Source organism: Bacteroidota bacterium (assembly GCA_016194975.1).
Lineage (GTDB): Bacteria > Bacteroidota > Bacteroidia > Palsa-965 > Palsa-965.
Map to the genome: position 1 here is coordinate 128,171 of JACQAM010000008.1, position 16,393 is coordinate 144,563.

Genomic DNA, 16,393 nt, shown 5'->3' on the forward strand with positions numbered 1-16,393 from the left:
ACATTTTATGAATACAAAGTTTCCGGCGGGAAAATTCGATGGCTTAAATACTTCGAAAGGCCTCAAAAAAGGGCATGTCGGCTAATTTTCCGATTTTTGAGCTCCTTAAATAAAGTACCCGATCATGAAAATGGAAAAAGTAAAAGACCTGCTGCATTCAACTGAGTTGAACAGGGAAGTGAAACTGAACGGATGGGTGAGAAGCGCCCGTGGGAATAAGTATGTGCAATTCATTCACGTGAACGACGGATCTACCATAAAGAATATCCAGGCAGTGGCCGATGTCGCGAAATTTCCGGAAGAACTTTTCAAGCGCATTACAACCGGTGCGTGCATTTCTGTTACAGGAACACTCGTTGCGTCGCAGGGAAAAGGACAGGCGCAGGAAATACAGGCATCGTCCATAGAAATTCTTGGCGACTGCGATCCGGAGACATTTCCTATTCAGCGCAGGGGAAAAGATGAGAAGGAAAATAAAACACAAACATTGTCACTGGAATTCCTGCGCGAGAAAGCACATCTGCGTCCGCGCACGAATACGTTCGGTGCTGTGTTGCGCATCCGTCACGCGATGACCTTCGCCATTCACAAATTTTTCAACGATAAAGGATTTTACAATCTTCATACGCCAATCATCACTGCATCTGATGCAGAAGGCGCAGGGGAAATGTTCCGCGTCACAACACTTGATCTGAATAATCTTCCGAGAACAGAAGAAGGAAAAATAAATTTCGAAGAAGATTTTTTCGGAAGAGAAACGAATCTTACCGTAAGCGGACAACTCGAAGGAGAAACCGCTGCTCTTGCTCTTGGAAATATTTACACATTCGGCCCAACCTTCCGCGCCGAGAATTCAAACACCCCGCGACATCTTGCGGAGTTCTGGATGATAGAACCGGAAATGGCATTCTATGATATCAACGATAACATGGATCTCGCCGAAGAGATGCTGAAGTACCTCGTGAATTACGCGCTGCATCATTGCAAGGATGATGTGCAATTCCTCAATGACACTTATGATGATAAACTCGTTGCACGATTGCAATCGGTGATCGAACATCCTTTCAAGAGAATTTCATACACGGAGGGAATAGATATTCTCAAAGAAGCGTCGGCTAAATTTGAATACAAACCGGATTGGGGAAAAGATCTGCAGAAGGAACATGAGAATTTCCTGGTAGAACATTTCGGCGGACCGGTGATCGTGACCGGTTATCCGAAAGACATCAAATCTTTTTACATGAAGATCAACGAAGATGGAAAAACAGTTCGCGCGATGGATATTTTATTCCCGTGGATAGGAGAGATCATCGGCGGATCGCAGCGGGAAGATGATCACGATAAACTTTTGGCGCGCGTGAAGGAAATGAATATTCCGCAGGAATCCATCTGGTGGTATTTGGAAACAAGAAAATTCGGAACGTGCCCGCACAGTGGATTCGGATTGGGATTTGAAAGATTGTTGTTGTTCGTGACAGGAATGACGAATATCCGTGATGTAATTCCATTCCCGAGGACGCCGAAGAATGCGGAGTTTTAGCAAAAGTGAAAGTGAAGGTGATGGTGAGAGGAAGAAAAAATTGATTAAATTTATTACTATGAAAACCTATAATTTCACTGCGCAGATTGAAAAAGAAGACGATCTCTATACAGGGACGATCGTCGGTGTTCCGGGTGCGCATACGCAGGCAAAGACAGTTGATGAATTGATGGCGCAATTGCGTGAAGTGCTTTTGTTGTGCATGGAGGAGATGACGGAGGAAGAAAAGAATTCTATTCCGCAGTTCATAGGGTTTCAGAATTTCAGCATTGCTGTATGAGCCGGCTTCCGATCGTAGATGCGAAGACTTTTGAAAAAATTCTTCTTCGGCTTGGCTTTGTTCCCATCCGGCAAAAAGGAAGCCATGTTTTTTATCGTCACCCGGATGGAAGATTCACGACACTTCCTCATCATAAAGGAAATGACATCGGCAGGTCATTAACCAGAATGATCCTGCGCGAAATAAATATTTCTGTAGAGGAATTTACGAAGCTGTTAAACGAATTGTGATCCCATTTCCGAGGACGCCGAAGAATGCGGAGTTTTGATCCATCCAAAGAAATTTTGCCGCGGATTACACTGATTTGCACCGATTATTTTCTTTGTTGTGATCTGTGTTAATCTGTGAAAACAAGCTGTGCGAATTTGTAGCTGATTTATTTCAGTACCGGATAAACATCATCTGCCGCGAACTTTTCATGTTGCTGGAAAAAACAGTGATGATGTAACTTCCGGGAGAAAGATCATGCACATCCAAATTTACATCACCTTCAGATAAATTTCTGTAACACGCCGCGTTTCTTCCGCTGATGTTCGTAATAAGAATTTCATCTGCTCTTTCTCCGTTGAGCCGGATCGTTATTTCATCGCCCGACGGATTAGGAAATAAAGAAATATTTTCCTGCGCATTTTCATTCACATTCAATGGCCCGCCGCACAAAACATTTTGCTGCGCTGCAAAATTTGCTGCGGAAGAAACCGGAATTGTTTTCATTAAACCACGCGACACCGTTACGCTGTGATGCATTTCTACAAGCGGAGGAATTCCAATATCAGGTGACGCCCGTCTTTCATTACAACCGCTGTAACCCATGCTGTCGCTTCTGAAAACGTAGGCCTGCAAACTATCGCCGAAACTTCCGGTGTAGCCGCACAGCGCAAATCCTCCGTCGTAAGTTGTGTTCACTGCAAAACATTCTTCCTTCAAAGATCCGCCGTAAGCCATGGACCAAAGCGTATCGCCATTTACATCTGTGCGAATCAATAATGCATTAGCGCTATCGGTGCCGCGCGAATGTCCCGGGCCAAAAGTTTCCGTGTATCCGCAAAATGCATATCCTCCGGAAGAAATTTTTTTCACATTGTAACTTGCTTCCACATTTTGCCCGCCGTAAGTTTTTGCCCATTGCAATTGTCCCGCCGCATCGATCTGCATTAACAGAAAATCATAATTGCCCGAACCATAACTATTCGTTCCACCGCAAATAATATATCCGTTTGGAATTTCAAGAATATCCATTCCTTCATCCCATCCCGGTCCACCGATCTCTTCCGTCCAGGTTGTATCACCATTCGCATTTGTTTTTACCAGCCATATATCACTGCTGCCTGAACCGTAACTGAGAATTTTTCCTGAAAAAATAAAACCGCTATCGGCAGTTGCGATCACTTGAACAGCGTGATCGATGTTCGGTCCGCCCATTATTCTTGTCCATAATGAATCGCCGTTCGCATCGGTGCGCATGAGAAATGCATCGTAATCCAAACTTCCTTTTTCAGTAAGGCCGGCCACAATGAATCCTCCGTCGCTCAGCGGTTTTACGGAATAGGCAATATCATAATTAGCGCCGCCATAATTTTTCCACCACAAAAGATTTCCTGATGAATCGGTGCGTGCAATGAAAGCATCACCATTTACATCGGCGCTGAAAGTTTCTCCGCAGAAAATATATCCACCGGCAGGAACAGGTTGAACGTAAATTGCTGTTTCATCTCCTGCTCCTCCGTAAACTTTCGACCATTCCAGTAATCCGCCCGCATTTGTTTTCAGCAGCATGGCATCTTTTCCGCCGCTCCCGGTTCCGTAAGAACTTCCGCAGAGCAGGAAACCATTTCCCGGTGTTACGCACATGGAATATGCATCTTCATCGTGCGCGGTTCCGTAATGCGCCTGGAAATTCTGCGCGAAGGAAGTTGTTGAAATGAAAAGAAAAAAAAGAATTATTCTCATTGCAGGGAAAAGGTAGTGAAAAAAAGTAAAATATTTTCCACACCACTCACATGTTCATTCACACATTAATAATCATCCGAATCATCCAGCTTATCATCACCTTTCTTTTTCTTCGCGGCATTGTCCTGTTCGAGAATGAATTTTCCGTTCGTTTCTTTTTTACGATCCTCTTTTTTATTCTTGTCTTTCGGATTCAGAGAATCATCTTTGAAAACGCCGAATTCATTATGAAGGATCTGCTTCAGATCTTCTTTCTGCTGGTGAAGATCATCTTTTATTCCTTCAACGGCTCCTTTTTTATCGTAACTCATATCGGGATTCCCGATGTAACCTTTCATGGAAATATAAAGCCGTGTGCGATGTCCGCCGTCTTCGATCTCTTCTCCGAATTCTGAATTTTCTTTTTTTGCCGCTTTCACTTTTTTCGCATGCAGTTCATCCATGTCCACGATGAAATGATAATCGACGTTGTTGTCGAAATCATGGGTGCCCGACATGGTAACGTTGATCGCGCTCGAGTTGATCTCCATTTTCGGAATGTCGATGATGCGATTTTTGATCGTGATGTTGTTGTGAAGTTTCTGGAATTTCACATCGCGAAGATCTTCGAGTTTGATAAATTTCGACAACGCATCGAACGGAAGGAATTTAATGAGTTCTCCCTGCGTGATCGTAATGTCGGCATCGGTGTAAATTTTCCGTTCATTCACTTCAAGATCATTTCCCCACATGGAAGCAAAATTAACCTGCGAAGTAAGTTTTCCCCTCACATTGTTGTACGTGATCACGGTATCTTTTTCCTGGCCGAAATTTTCCATCTGGTAAAAAAGTTTGTACATGCTCACGTCTTTGATAGTTGCGTTACACGTAATGAGCAATGAATCGCCGAGCGAGCCGTCTATCATTCCGCTTCCGTCGAATGAGCCATCCATGGAATGAAAAGAAACGGGATCGGCAGTGAGGCGTTTTTTATTCATCACCAGATCGCCTGCCACATCATCGGCTTCAAATTTTCTGAAGATCACATGATGAATGGAAGTATTCAGATCGAAACGGATGCGTTCGGGAAGAAGGAGACGGTAAGAAGAATCTTTATCGGAAGAAGAATTCCGGGGTGCGCCATCTTCGAGCAATTTATTCAGGTCAAGATTTTTCGAAGAGAGATCTCCGCTTATATCCAGCACTTCTTTGTCAGTGAAAATATATCCGAGCAGATTTTTCACATTGCCGCTCATCACCAGGTCGCTTGATGCGGTGCGCGCAGCAAGATCGGAGATCGTCACATTATTCCCGTCGAACGAAAGATCGCCGTTAATGCTGTCCACTGCTTCTTTCGCACCTTTGAGTTTCACCGTCACCGAATGCATGCTGATCTTTCCGCCGGTCTGAAATTTTCTGAAATCGGAAATGGTAGGAACGCCGGAAGAAGGTTTTCCCGAAGCAGAGAAAGAAATATTTGTATTACCTGAAATTTTTTCGATCGTATCGATCTGCAACAATGATTGTAATTCTTCAAGGTCAATAGCGCCATTGAGTTTAGCAGAAAATTCCGGCCTGGAAAAACCTTTCATGCTGAAGTTGCCGCTGAAATTACTTTTTGCAGACGAAGCGGAGAAAGAAGAAAGGCGGAATCCTTCATTTCCTTTTGCATTGGAAAAATTTCCGGATAATGAAACGTCGTGTAGTGAAACACCGGAATTTTTTCTTGAAATGGTTCCTCCTGAACGAATTCCGAAATCTGCAGTCACATCAGGAACGGTTGTATCGCCGCACAACCCGTTCACTTTTCCATTGAGATAAAATTCTCCGCTGCTTTCGAAGTCGCACACGCATTGCGCGTAGGAAGCGGGCAGGAGCGAGAGCGCGGAAGGAAGATCAATGTCTTCACCTTTCACGGCGAGATCGAGCCGGTAATTTTTCCCGACTTGTTTTGCATTACCGGAAATTCCCACATTGAAATCTTCAATGGAAAGTTTTGCTTTGCTGATGGAAAAATTGCTTGTCGCGTTGTTCACTTCCATGGAAATGCTGAGTGTGCCGTGCTTCTTTCTGAAATAAGAAGTTTTTCCCGACTGGATAGTATTCACAAAAAGATCGGCTTCTGTGCCAAAAATATATTTTTCTGTTCCGAAATTCCCGGTGAAACGGATGTCATTCACGGCAAGATCAAGTTGCTGTTTTGCTTTTTTGTCGTGGTAAATGAAATGCACATTCTCGAAATGAATATCATTCAATGCAAATGCAACATGCGACGTATCATTCTTCACAGTATCTTTTTCTTCTTTCAGGAAATGATAATTGTCGTTTCCCTTTTCATCCACCCACAATTTCAGTTTTGCATCGCCCATGTAAATTTTTTTGATCACGTAGTTCTCGTGAAAAAGGTCCATGATGTTGAAGGCAAAGGAAATTTTTTTCGCGGTGAGCAATGTGTCGCGTTTCGAAGATTGTACCGCATCGAGCGCTGAAATATTGCTGAACACAACGGCCACATTGGGGAAACTGCTGATAATAGTTACATCAATATCCTGCGGCGCAACAAGAATCGTGGTATTCACGCGCTTGTTCACTTCGGCGATCATGTAACTTTTCACATCATCGCGGTAGATCCACAAAAGTGTAAGCAACAGAAGAATGAGAAAAAGAAAACCTCCGCCGGTCCACAAAAAAATCCGGAGTATTTTTTTCCACCAGCTTTTTCGCTGCGGAGCAACCGCGTTTTTATTTTCCTCTTCAACCATGTCGATCAACACGTAAAGTTAAAACGCCGGCCGCTGTGCTTTGGTATGATGATGCTAAAGGTTGTGAAACGGGAAATGTTAATAGGGTAATCTCCCCGCAATTATTTTCGTCCTCTGGAACGAGGATTTGCTTTCTTCACACCACCGACCTGCATTTTAAGAAAGCCGACTTCCTCCTGCGAAAGCATTCTCCACCTGCCGCGCGGAAGATTTTTTTTCGTGAGCCCCGCGTACACCACGCGATCGAGCGCGAGCACAATGTAACCGAGATGTTCGAACAAACGGCGAACGATCCTGTTGCGCCCCGAATGAAGAACAAGGCCGATCTCTTTTTTATCGGAACCATCACCGACGAAACTTAATTCATCGGCTTTGATGAATCCGTCTTCGAGTTCCACGCCTTTCACAATCGCGTCAAAATCTTCGGTGCGCAGATTTTTATCGAGAGAAACGTGATAGATCTTCCGGATTCCGTAACGCGGATGCATCAATCGTGTTGCGAGATCTCCGTCGTTGGTGAGCAGGAGTAAACCTGTTGTCTGACGATCGAGGCGGCCAACCGGATAAATGCGTTCGCTGCCTGCGCCTTCCACAAGATGGAGAACGGTTTTTCTTTCCTGTGGATCGTCGGTGGTAGTGATGTAATCTTTCGGTTTGTTCAGCAGCACATACGCGAGCGATTCGCGGTGTAAGGGTTGATCGCCATAATGAACAACATCGCCTGAAGCAACTTTAGTTCCGAGTTCGGTGATGATCTTTCCGTTTATTTTAATTACTCCTGCGGTGATCAGATCATCGGCTTCACGGCGTGAACACAAACCGGTATTCGCTATAAAACGATTGAGGCGGATGAGTTGATCGTCGGCAAATGCAACCGGTTTGATCTTCTTTTCACCCTGATCTTCTTTTTTCGAAGCGCCATGTTCGTCAATAAAATCTTTCGCTTCAGTATTGTCATCAAAAGTTTTCCAATCGTCACCGAGTTCTTCTTTTTTCTTATCGAGATCGGCTCTTCTTCTTCCCGGGCGATTGCCATACGGTTTGTCTCTGAAAACGCGGCGCTCTCCCCGCTCATGATTGAAGGAATCTTCTTCGGGCTTTTCAAAATTTCTTTTTTCCCCGAACGGTTTTCTTTCGCCTCGGTCGTCATCACGTTTGCGGAAAGGTTTGTCGAAATTTCTTTTTTCCCCGAATGATTTTCTTTCGCCGCGATCGTCATCACGTTTGCGGAAAGGTTTGTCGAAATTTCTTTTTTCCCCGAACGGTTTTCTTTCTCCGCGATCATCATCACGTTTGCGGAAAGGTTTGTCGAAATTTCTTTTTTCCCCGAACGGTTTTCTTTCGCCTCGGTCATCATCACGTTTGCGGAAGGGTTTGTCGAAATTTCTTTTTTCCCCGAATGGTTTTCTTTCTCCGCGATCGTCATCACGTTTGCGGAAGGGTTTGTCGGAATTTCTTTTTTCCCCAAATGGTTTTCTTTCGCCTCGGTCATCATCACGTTTGCGGAAAGGTTTGTCGAAATTTCTTTTTTCTCCAAAAGATTTTCTTTCGCCGACGGATTTCCCATCGTTGAATCTTCTGCGTGGCGTGTGTTCCGAAGATCTGCCGGAGGAACGATTGAATTCTCCATCACGATTTTCTTCGCCTGCATCTTTACGGTGTCCTTTCTTTTTCCCTGAGAATTTTTTTCCCGGGAATTTCCTGTTATTATTTTTTCCGAACGGACGTTTTCCCCCTTGATTTTCCATTGATAAATATTTAGGGTGCAAAGGTAACCTAAAAGAAGGCGCTGGCAGGAGAACAGAAAATGTAAAAAGAAATTATTTCACCACACTTTTATTCACCACATCAATTCCATCGGTTATTCTCACAAAGTAAACCGACCTGCTCCAGGAAGAAGTATTGATGGAATAACGGAATTCCTCCGGCAATCCTGATTCATGAAACATAAATTTCCCATCGGCAGAAAAAACTTCGATTGAAACAGGTCCGGCACCGTGCGCGTAATTCAATTCGAGTATGTCGTTATTGATGGAGGCATTTGCAAGCAGGGAAGTATTTGTTTCGCATCCTGTGGAATTAACGGCTATGATCGAACTGAACGTGAATGCGCCATTAAAATCTGTTTGACGAATGCGATAATATTTTTCACCGGGTAAATCATCTTTGTCAATGAAAGAATAATGGAGAACTGAAGAACTGTTTCCCGCACCATCGACCGTTCCGATAGCAACAAAGTTATTTTCATCAACAGAACGCTCTACGGTAAAAAAGTCGTTGTTGGTTTCCGAGGCAGTACTCCAATTGAGAAGAACCGAATTTCCATTGCACATTCCATCGAATTTCAGAATTTCGATTGGCAGGGCAATGGGAATTAAACCGATGGTGAACGGACTGAAATAAGAAACAGGAGCAGCAGAGGTAACTGTACCTGCAGCAGTTGTTCCTGTATTTCCACCGTTGCCTTCATCCTGCCAGATGTTGGTGTTGCCAAGATCGAAGTGGGCAACACGAGTATCCGTGATGGTGGTAATTGCGGGACAGGAATTGGCATCCCAGGTTAACGTTAGTGTTTTACTTTCTGTTCCTGCATTACGCGTCAATATCCAGTACTCACAGGCAGAAATAGAACCAAGGGTAGGCGCCAGATTATTATTGTAAACAACCTGCGGATTGGCGTAAAAATATTCGCAGGTAAAATCACAAACAGGAGCTGGTGTTGAAAGAATAATATCATTGATCGCAAAAGAATTGTCGTTGCCGGCGGCGTCATCATCATTTCTCCAACCATAGCGTAAGCGGAAACCGGGAATATTTTCTGCTGCAACAGGAAGGACAACAGAATAGGTAGCCCATAATCCCTGGTGAAAATTATCGCAGGGGCCGCCACAACAACTTGTCTGTGGCATAGGGTTCACCAGCGAAATCCAGCTCGCACCATTATTCACACTGTAATCCACCCAACCATAATCAATTCCTGCCTGGCCGAAATGAAGGTAATTGAAGGAAAGAGTAATGTTGGTTTTTCCCAGTGTAGAAATAGTTGGCGAAACAACCATTGTGTTTGTATTGGTTCCTCCGCCCCAACCCGGCCCGAGAATATCGCAATAGCCGCCTGCATCATAAGAAGCGCCAAGATCACCCGAAGTAGTACTGCCGATATGCAAAGTTGCATTTGCAGCGCAGCCGGTACCGCATGCACCACTTGCATTTCCGTTTTCTTTACAACTCACATACCACACATTATATTCAGGAATTTGTCCGCAATTATCGGTAGCAGGATTATTTGAATTGTCAATGGCCCACGCACCATTACCAGTGTTTACGCCATTTGCCGTGCACGCATTCGTACATCCATTGTTGAATGTTTCTGTCCAGAAGGGTCCGCCTAAACTGCCAGAGTAAGAAAGCGCCTGGTAGTCGGCATTTTTTCCAACAGGAAAAGTGAAAGCAGAAAGCCCAACGTAGCGTACCGGGCCATTTACAAAACTTGAATTGTTCGCTCCTGTCACAGATCCGGTTGATGCAATAGTGAGAAGATTAGCAGCAGAAGTATTGATCAATCCACTGGTGAATGTCATTACATTATCAATGGTCATTGACCTGCTCAGCGTAACACTGTTTGAACTTTTGTTCAATTGACAATCATAAACACTCAGCGCACCTGCGCCGCTCACCGTTTGTGCATTTCCACCGGAGAAAATCAGTCGTCTCGCATTCCCTCCGGAATAAGTAATGCTTCCGGACACAGTAAGATTTCCCTGCAAATTGATTCCTGTTCCAAGATTCCGCAAAAAAGATCCGGTGCGAACAGTGAGATTTCCCTGTACTTGAGTTTCTGTTGCATTCGTATTATTGATTGTAAAATCAAGCGTGCTTGTTCCCGCTCCACCCACATCAAGATTTCCTTTCACAGTTACATAAGCAGTATTGCCAGTGAAAGCAGAAGTGACGGTGGACATGGTCCATGTGCCTGCCACATTATTTTCAAGAGTGAGATTAGGATAAACAGAACCGGTGGCAGGACTCGTGGATGAAAGCGGAATACTCACTGCAGTATTTCTTCGGATGATCCAGTTTGATGTTGCAGGAATGGTGGCGATTCCTCCCTGGTAATTCAGTTGCCAGTTGTTGGAAGAAGTATTTGTTGTTTTAATTAATGTTCCATTCGCGCCCATAGTCCATGTTGCACCCGCTGTCCATGCAGGGGTTGCAGCCGATGATTCTGTAAATGTTCCGTTGATCGTGAAGTCAGTTCCTGCTCCATTGGCGATCGTCAATGTTCCTGCGGTAAGCGCGAGAAATCCTGAGGCATTGATCACCACCTGGTCAACGCTGACGTTAGCATTGATCGTAACCGTATGTGTTGCCAAAATTGTTATGACCCCATTAGCACTTGTGGGAGCAGCGCCGGCGGCAACCCATGATGCCCCATTCCATGTTTGCCAGGTTCCGGCAGCACTCCACAAACCTGTACCTGCCGATTGATAATCGCCGACCGCCTGCGCGAAAAATTTATTGGCGCAGCAGCATAACAAAAGAAACAGGAGAACGTGGCGTTTCATTACAGGGGAAAATAAAAGTAAAGAAGCAAAAGCAGAAATCAAATTCTTTCATCGAAAAGATGAACAGTTTCTAAGAAACCAATGATTTTTTACTTCTTCATCGCAGTAATATACTTTCCCACAACATCAAATTCGAGATTCACGTGATCTCCTTTTTCCAGGTTATGGAAATTGGTGTGTTTGAATGTGAATGGAATGATGGCGACAGAAAATTCATTTTCCGAAGGATCAACAACTGTAAGACTGACTCCATTCACACAAATGCTTCCTTTTGACACAACTATTCCCGCCCCGCGATCAAAACGAAAACGGAAAAGATGACTGCCGTTATCCTGATTTATTGAAATGCATTCTGCTGTAGCATCTGCGTGGCCCTGCACAATGTGCCCGTCGAGACGATCTCCCACTTTCATACTGCGCTCTAAATTTATTTCATCGCCCGCTTTCCATTCACCGAGATTGGTTTTCCGCAGTGTTTCTCCGATCACAGTCACCGTGTAATGATCCTTCTTCACATCGGTAACAGTAAGACAAACTCCATTGTGCGCAATACTCTGATCGACGCGCAGTTCATTGAGAAAAGAAACACCGACGTAGAAAATTTTATTTCCTCCATCCGTTTTCACGGAACTGATTTTTCCAGTGGTCTCAACGATACCGGTGAACATAAATTTTCAGAATCAGATCAATGAAATTGTCCGACATCTCTTCCGAAAAGATGAACGAAGCCTTTCAGTTCGCGCGGAACAATTCCGGAGAGATGGATCTCATCGACCATGGCCGTGTAATAATAAACGCCGTCGGTGCAGAGCTTGCCTGTTTTCATATCGCGGCCGTCCCAGTGCACATCAGGATTCGTGGTTTCATAGACGAGCGCGCCCCAGCGATCATAAATTTTCACATCCACATCTTTGATGTACTGGTAAGGAAATGGAATGAAGAAATCATTCGTGCCGTCGCCATTCGGGGTGAACACGTTCGGCAGTTCGTAATTCGGACAATTGTCAACACAAATCACATTGCTGTACGGACTCTGGTTGTTGAATGTATCGAGTGCGGTGATGGCATAGCAACCGGCAACCGACATCATGTTGGTAAAAACGATGGTTGTGTCAGAATACAACGTGAGTGTAGTGAGCAACGATAGGGTTCCGCCTTCGATCGGCGTGTACCAGATATCATATTGCACCACATCATCCGTTCCGCAATTCATGTTATCGGGATCGGTCCAGATAAGTTGATTTTGTGCAGTGAAACAATCGGAATTCACTACGAGCACGGGCGCGCACGGGGGCGTGAGATCTTCGGGCGTAGCACACGTTCGCTGCGAGCGATTGAAATCCACCAATGGCAATGTCGGGTTGTTGTAGGAGCCGTGCGTGTCTACATAGTAGCAATACTGCACACCATTCTCAAGACTATCGTCGACGTAGGAATTTCCCGGCGCTGTTCCCAACGAATCCCATTGCAAAGGATTTGTAAGATTCTGCCGGTAGATGGCTGCTTCCGTATTCGCCCACGGAACATTGTATTGCCACGAAAGTGAAACACGATTATCAGAAGGAACTGCAGCGAGAAAAACAGAAGAAGCCGGCTGACAACTTCCGATGGAATCATTTCCTGATGCAGCGTAAAATGCGAGACGGTAACTGTAAGGCGTTCCAACCGTATTATCATTCACATCGAAATAATGAGTAGGAAGGTGAGTAAAAAATGTGTCGTTGAATGTAGCGATGAGATTTGCAGTTGCAGCATTGTAATTGAATCCCTGCGAGCGACGCAACTCAATCCGGTACATTCCGGGGTGAATAGTCGTATCGAAATTCACATTATCGGGAATTGCATTTTCCCATTTCACAAAAATGGTATCGCTCGCGCCTGTGCTCACCACATCCACGTTCGTGATCACGGGCACATCGCGCAATAATTCCGCGCACGCTTCGGGCGATGCAAAACTTTCTGCCGCGTCATAGAAGAATCCACAAACGCGATAGGAATAATCTACACCGGGAATCAATCCTGCTCCTCCATTATCATCCACAAAAGTAGTAGTGGTAATTCCGTAAACTGTTCCGATGAGTACATAACCTGTATAGGAAGGAACGCCGGTTTCACAAGGGCCATGGGTCCATGTGTTGCAACCTTCCCTGCGGAAAATTCTGTAGCCCTTGCAATGATTCGTTGGAGGATCACAGGGGTTCTGTCCCCAGTTGAGCGTCATGCTTGTTCCCTGCGGAGTTGCAGTCAGGAATGAAGGCCCGGGCGAAACAACAATGATACTTGTTGATTCGAGATCGAGCAGCGGAACATCAGGATCATTATCTGTTGCTTTGAAAGTTACGATCCACGGCTGAAGGCGAACGCGATCGCAGGTAGTTACCCAACGGAAACTTTCATTGAAAGGAACCTGTGTAAAAATATTATCAGGATTAATAGTTGCTGTGGGTGTAACGTTGAATGGCCCTCCGTAAGCAATCACTTTCACCTGGTCATTATTCGGATCGGTTACTGTGAAATTCATATTCACCGTATCGCCGGCAACAACGCAGGTATCGGGCAGATCGGGAATATCCGGATTATCATTATTGCAATGTGCATCCACATCAATGGACATGTCGCGATAAACAGTTCCAATTTTCAAGCGCGTTCCATTCGGAAATCTTTTCCATTCGCTGATCTCGATCACCAGATTGAATTTGCCGGGCACTGTGGGAGAGCACCAGGAAAGATCGCCGGTAACATGATCAATGGTTGCATAGCCCCAATTGGAAATAGGAAGATATCCTGCAATGACCAATCCGTTCGTATCGAGACAACTTCCGATGTCGTAAGATAAACTGTCATTGTCCGGATCTACTGCGCCGGGATTGTGCCAGAAACAATGGCCGATGCAGGCCTTGTCTAGCGGATAGGATGTGAGAATGGGAGTGGAGTTGCAACCGATGATGGGATCGACAATAATCACGGTTTGCAGGTAGAACGGAACATTCACCGAATTCGGAATATTCACAATTCCGGCAACACGATTCGGATCGATGATGCTGATCGTGTAGGTGCTGGCGCCGCTATAAGTGTGAGTAGTTTTGTAAATATTTTCTTTTGTATTCTGGTAACCTGCATTGATCATGGTTGTAATGTCGCCCATAGTTGCACTAGGACAAGCAGAACCCGTAGGGCCATTGAGCCGGTCGGCAGTTGTAAAAAAACCGTCGCCCCAATTCACATCGAGCGAACAACGATCGGCAACACTGGCGGTATTGGTGTAAGTGGTAACTGTTACCTCGTAGGTCATGGGCCCCACGCATGCTACAGTAATATTTCCCGCAATGTTATGAGTAGCGCCCAGGAAGAGTGGAAAAAAAATAAAGGAAGAAAAAAATAATGTTAAGCGTTTCATGTGTGATCAGGGATTGAGAATAATGGAATCGGTAAGCACAAACGGGCTCTGGTGTTTTTGTTGATCCAGCAAAAATGCTTTGAATTTTAAAGTGTCGCCAACAGTACGCATCAATACAGGATTCATATCGATATAAATATCTCCTTCGAGTCCGGCTTGCCCGGCTGTGAGGTGCGGAATGCGATAAGGATAATAAAGTGAATCGCTCGCCGTGCAGGAAGAACATGGATTCTGCACAAATACCCAATGGCCCGTTGGATCCCTGTGGTAAACTGTAAGCACCATATTGGAATCGGTGCTATTCGGTGCAACGCCAATGTCGCCATCGCCATCGGTAAACGAGAAAATCACATTGAGCGAATCGGCAGTAAGTTTGAAGGCTTTGAATTTAAGAGAAGGTTCTACCGGGAAAGTAGGTTCGGGTCTGCATCCTTCCCATAAGGAGACGGCAAGCACCGCGATAAGAATTATTCCGCGAAAATATTTCATTGCAAATGTTTCGAGGGTATGTTCAAAGGTACTCCGGATTTTCGGTTTTGGCAATGGGAAGTTAAGTTATTTGAGCGGGCAGAAAATTGTTTTTTGATAGTTGGTTGAAGTGCGGCGATAATTGGTAAGAGCAGGAGCGGAATGCGGAAAATGCGGATCTGCGAATTGGAAATTACTCCCGAACTACAATGAGTTTCTTTACGATGGGAAATTCATTTTCCGGTTGCCCGCATTGACCTCCGCGCAACGGCCAACTAATAATTAATCACCTGCTCTTCAATATTCACCGGCAATTCCCGCTCTCCGTATTGCTGATCTCTTAACTGGGGAATGAATCCGGCTTCGCTGATGGCCGACTGAATTGTTTTATAAGTGAAACGATGCGGCGCGCCCGCTGCAGAAACAACATTCTCTTCGATCATGATGGAACCAAAATCATTCGCGCCCGCGTGCAGGCACATCTGCGCAACTTGTTTTCCCACTGTGAGCCACGATGCCTGTATGTTCTCGATATTCGGCAACATGATGCGGCTCATGGCAAGCATGCGTATGTATTCATCGCCGCTCACTTTATTTTTCACGCCTTTCACCCTGCGCAAAAGTGTTCCATCGTCCTGGAACGGCCACGGAATGAAAGCGAGAAATCCTTTCGCATCTTTTGGTTTTTCACTCTGCACTTCGCGCAGCCACACGAGATGTTCGAAGCGTTCGTAAATTGTTTCCACGTGGCCGAACATCATCGTGGCAGAAGTTGTGAGATTTAATTTATGAGCAGCGCGCATCACATCGAGCCATTCTTTTCCCGAACATTTTCCTTTCGAGATCAGTCGGCGCACGCGATCATTGAGAATTTCTGCTCCTGCGCCGGGAAGTGAATCGAGCCCGGCATCGATGAGTGCTTTTAAAACTTCGGTGTGCGTACTTTTTTCAAGTTTGGTGATGTGTGCAATTTCGGGAGGGCCGAGTGAATGCAATTTCAGTTTCGGAAAAAGTTTTTTCAGTTCACGGAAAAGATCGGTGTAGAATTTAAGCCCGAGATCAGGATGATGTCCGCCCTGCAGCAAAAGCTGGTCGCCGCCGAGACGAAATGTTTCATCAATTTTTCTTTTGTAAGTTTCTATGTCGGTGATGTACGATTCGGGATGGCCGGGTATGCGGTAAAAATTGCAGAACTTACAATTGGCAATGCACACATTGGTCGTGTTCAGGTTCCGGTCAATGATCCACGTTACTTTTTTGGAATTATTTTTTTTCCGGTTGCGGATGGAATTTGCAACGAACATGAGTTCGGCAGTGGGAATATTCTCAAAAAGAAAAACACCTTCTTCAGCAGAAAGAAAATCCAGTTCCCCGGCGCGTTTCAGTAATTGATCTGCATTCATTTTTCAACTATTCTTGAACAATTAGCACTGCTTCACATTGACACCTTAC

11 protein-coding genes are annotated in these 16,393 nt (G+C 45.0%); 3 read left to right on the top strand and 8 right to left on the bottom strand.

Features of this window, described 5'->3' with window-relative positions; genetic code table 11:
* The first annotated feature begins 124 nt into the window (after positions 1–124).
* Genes asnS through HY064_06830 form a run of 3 tightly spaced genes read left to right on the top strand, consistent with a single transcriptional unit; the run spans position 125 to position 2,050 of the window.
* Positions 125–1,540, top strand: coding sequence for an asparagine--tRNA ligase (asnS, locus tag HY064_06820; GenBank protein MBI3510358.1), 1,416 nt, complete (start codon positions 125–127; stop codon positions 1,538–1,540).
* Between the two features lie 58 nt (positions 1,541–1,598).
* On the top strand, positions 1,599–1,820 hold the full coding sequence (locus HY064_06825) for a type II toxin-antitoxin system HicB family antitoxin (GenBank protein MBI3510359.1): 222 nt from the start codon (positions 1,599–1,601) through the stop codon (positions 1,818–1,820).
* Positions 1,817–2,050 carry a type II toxin-antitoxin system HicA family toxin gene (locus HY064_06830; protein MBI3510360.1) on the top strand — a complete coding sequence of 78 codons (234 nt, stop codon included), beginning with the start codon at positions 1,817–1,819 and terminating at the stop codon, positions 2,048–2,050. Before HY064_06825 ends, HY064_06830 begins: the two co-directional genes overlap by 4 nt.
* 151 nt (positions 2,051–2,201) lie before the next feature.
* Here the strand turns inward: HY064_06830 and HY064_06835 are convergent, their stop codons facing one another.
* From HY064_06835 to mqnC, 8 genes are all read right to left on the bottom strand, one after another.
* Positions 2,202–3,770: a T9SS type A sorting domain-containing protein gene (locus HY064_06835; protein MBI3510361.1), complete on the bottom strand. Its 1,569-nt coding sequence runs from the start codon at positions 3,768–3,770 to the stop codon at positions 2,202–2,204.
* A gap of 65 nt (positions 3,771–3,835) precedes the next feature.
* The gene (locus HY064_06840; GenBank protein MBI3510362.1) at positions 3,836–6,511 is read right to left on the bottom strand and encodes a hypothetical protein; all 2,676 of its coding nucleotides are present in this window, start codon (positions 6,509–6,511) and stop codon (positions 3,836–3,838) included.
* Positions 6,512–6,612: 101 nt separating this feature from the next.
* Positions 6,613–8,259: a pseudouridine synthase gene (locus tag HY064_06845; protein ID MBI3510363.1), complete on the bottom strand. Its 1,647-nt coding sequence runs from the start codon at positions 8,257–8,259 to the stop codon at positions 6,613–6,615.
* Between the two features lie 72 nt (positions 8,260–8,331).
* On the bottom strand, positions 8,332–11,076 hold the full coding sequence (locus HY064_06850) for a hypothetical protein (protein MBI3510364.1): 2,745 nt from the start codon (positions 11,074–11,076) through the stop codon (positions 8,332–8,334).
* A gap of 89 nt (positions 11,077–11,165) precedes the next feature.
* The gene (locus tag HY064_06855) at positions 11,166–11,744 is read right to left on the bottom strand and encodes a riboflavin synthase (protein ID MBI3510365.1); all 579 of its coding nucleotides are present in this window, start codon (positions 11,742–11,744) and stop codon (positions 11,166–11,168) included.
* A 17-nt stretch (positions 11,745–11,761) separates the two neighbouring features.
* Positions 11,762–14,473, bottom strand: a complete 2,712-nt coding sequence (locus HY064_06860) for a gliding motility-associated C-terminal domain-containing protein (GenBank protein ID MBI3510366.1) — start codon at positions 14,471–14,473, stop codon at positions 11,762–11,764.
* Positions 14,474–14,479: 6 nt separating this feature from the next.
* Positions 14,480–14,962, bottom strand: a complete 483-nt coding sequence (locus tag HY064_06865) for a hypothetical protein (GenBank protein ID MBI3510367.1) — start codon at positions 14,960–14,962, stop codon at positions 14,480–14,482.
* 254 nt (positions 14,963–15,216) lie between these two features.
* On the bottom strand, positions 15,217–16,344 hold the full coding sequence (gene mqnC, locus HY064_06870; protein MBI3510368.1) for a dehypoxanthine futalosine cyclase: 1,128 nt from the start codon (positions 16,342–16,344) through the stop codon (positions 15,217–15,219).
* Positions 16,345–16,393: the final 49 nt, after the last annotated feature.

Coding starts and splice junctions, on each gene's coding strand:
- asnS (MBI3510358.1), top strand. CDS start 125: ATGAAAATGGAAAAAGTAAAAGACCTGCTGCATTCAACTGAGTTGAAC.
- HY064_06825 (MBI3510359.1), top strand. CDS start 1,599: ATGAAAACCTATAATTTCACTGCGCAGATTGAAAAAGAAGACGATCTC.
- HY064_06830 (MBI3510360.1), top strand. CDS start 1,817: ATGAGCCGGCTTCCGATCGTAGATGCGAAGACTTTTGAAAAAATTCTT.
- HY064_06835 (MBI3510361.1), bottom strand. CDS start 3,770: ATGAGAATAATTCTTTTTTTTCTTTTCATTTCAACAACTTCCTTCGCG.
- HY064_06840 (MBI3510362.1), bottom strand. CDS start 6,511: ATGGTTGAAGAGGAAAATAAAAACGCGGTTGCTCCGCAGCGAAAAAGC.
- HY064_06845 (MBI3510363.1), bottom strand. CDS start 8,259: ATGGAAAATCAAGGGGGAAAACGTCCGTTCGGAAAAAATAATAACAGG.
- HY064_06850 (MBI3510364.1), bottom strand. CDS start 11,076: ATGAAACGCCACGTTCTCCTGTTTCTTTTGTTATGCTGCTGCGCCAAT.
- HY064_06855 (MBI3510365.1), bottom strand. CDS start 11,744: ATGTTCACCGGTATCGTTGAGACCACTGGAAAAATCAGTTCCGTGAAA.
- HY064_06860 (MBI3510366.1), bottom strand. CDS start 14,473: ATGAAACGCTTAACATTATTTTTTTCTTCCTTTATTTTTTTTCCACTC.
- HY064_06865 (MBI3510367.1), bottom strand. CDS start 14,962: ATGAAATATTTTCGCGGAATAATTCTTATCGCGGTGCTTGCCGTCTCC.
- mqnC (MBI3510368.1), bottom strand. CDS start 16,344: ATGAATGCAGATCAATTACTGAAACGCGCCGGGGAACTGGATTTTCTT.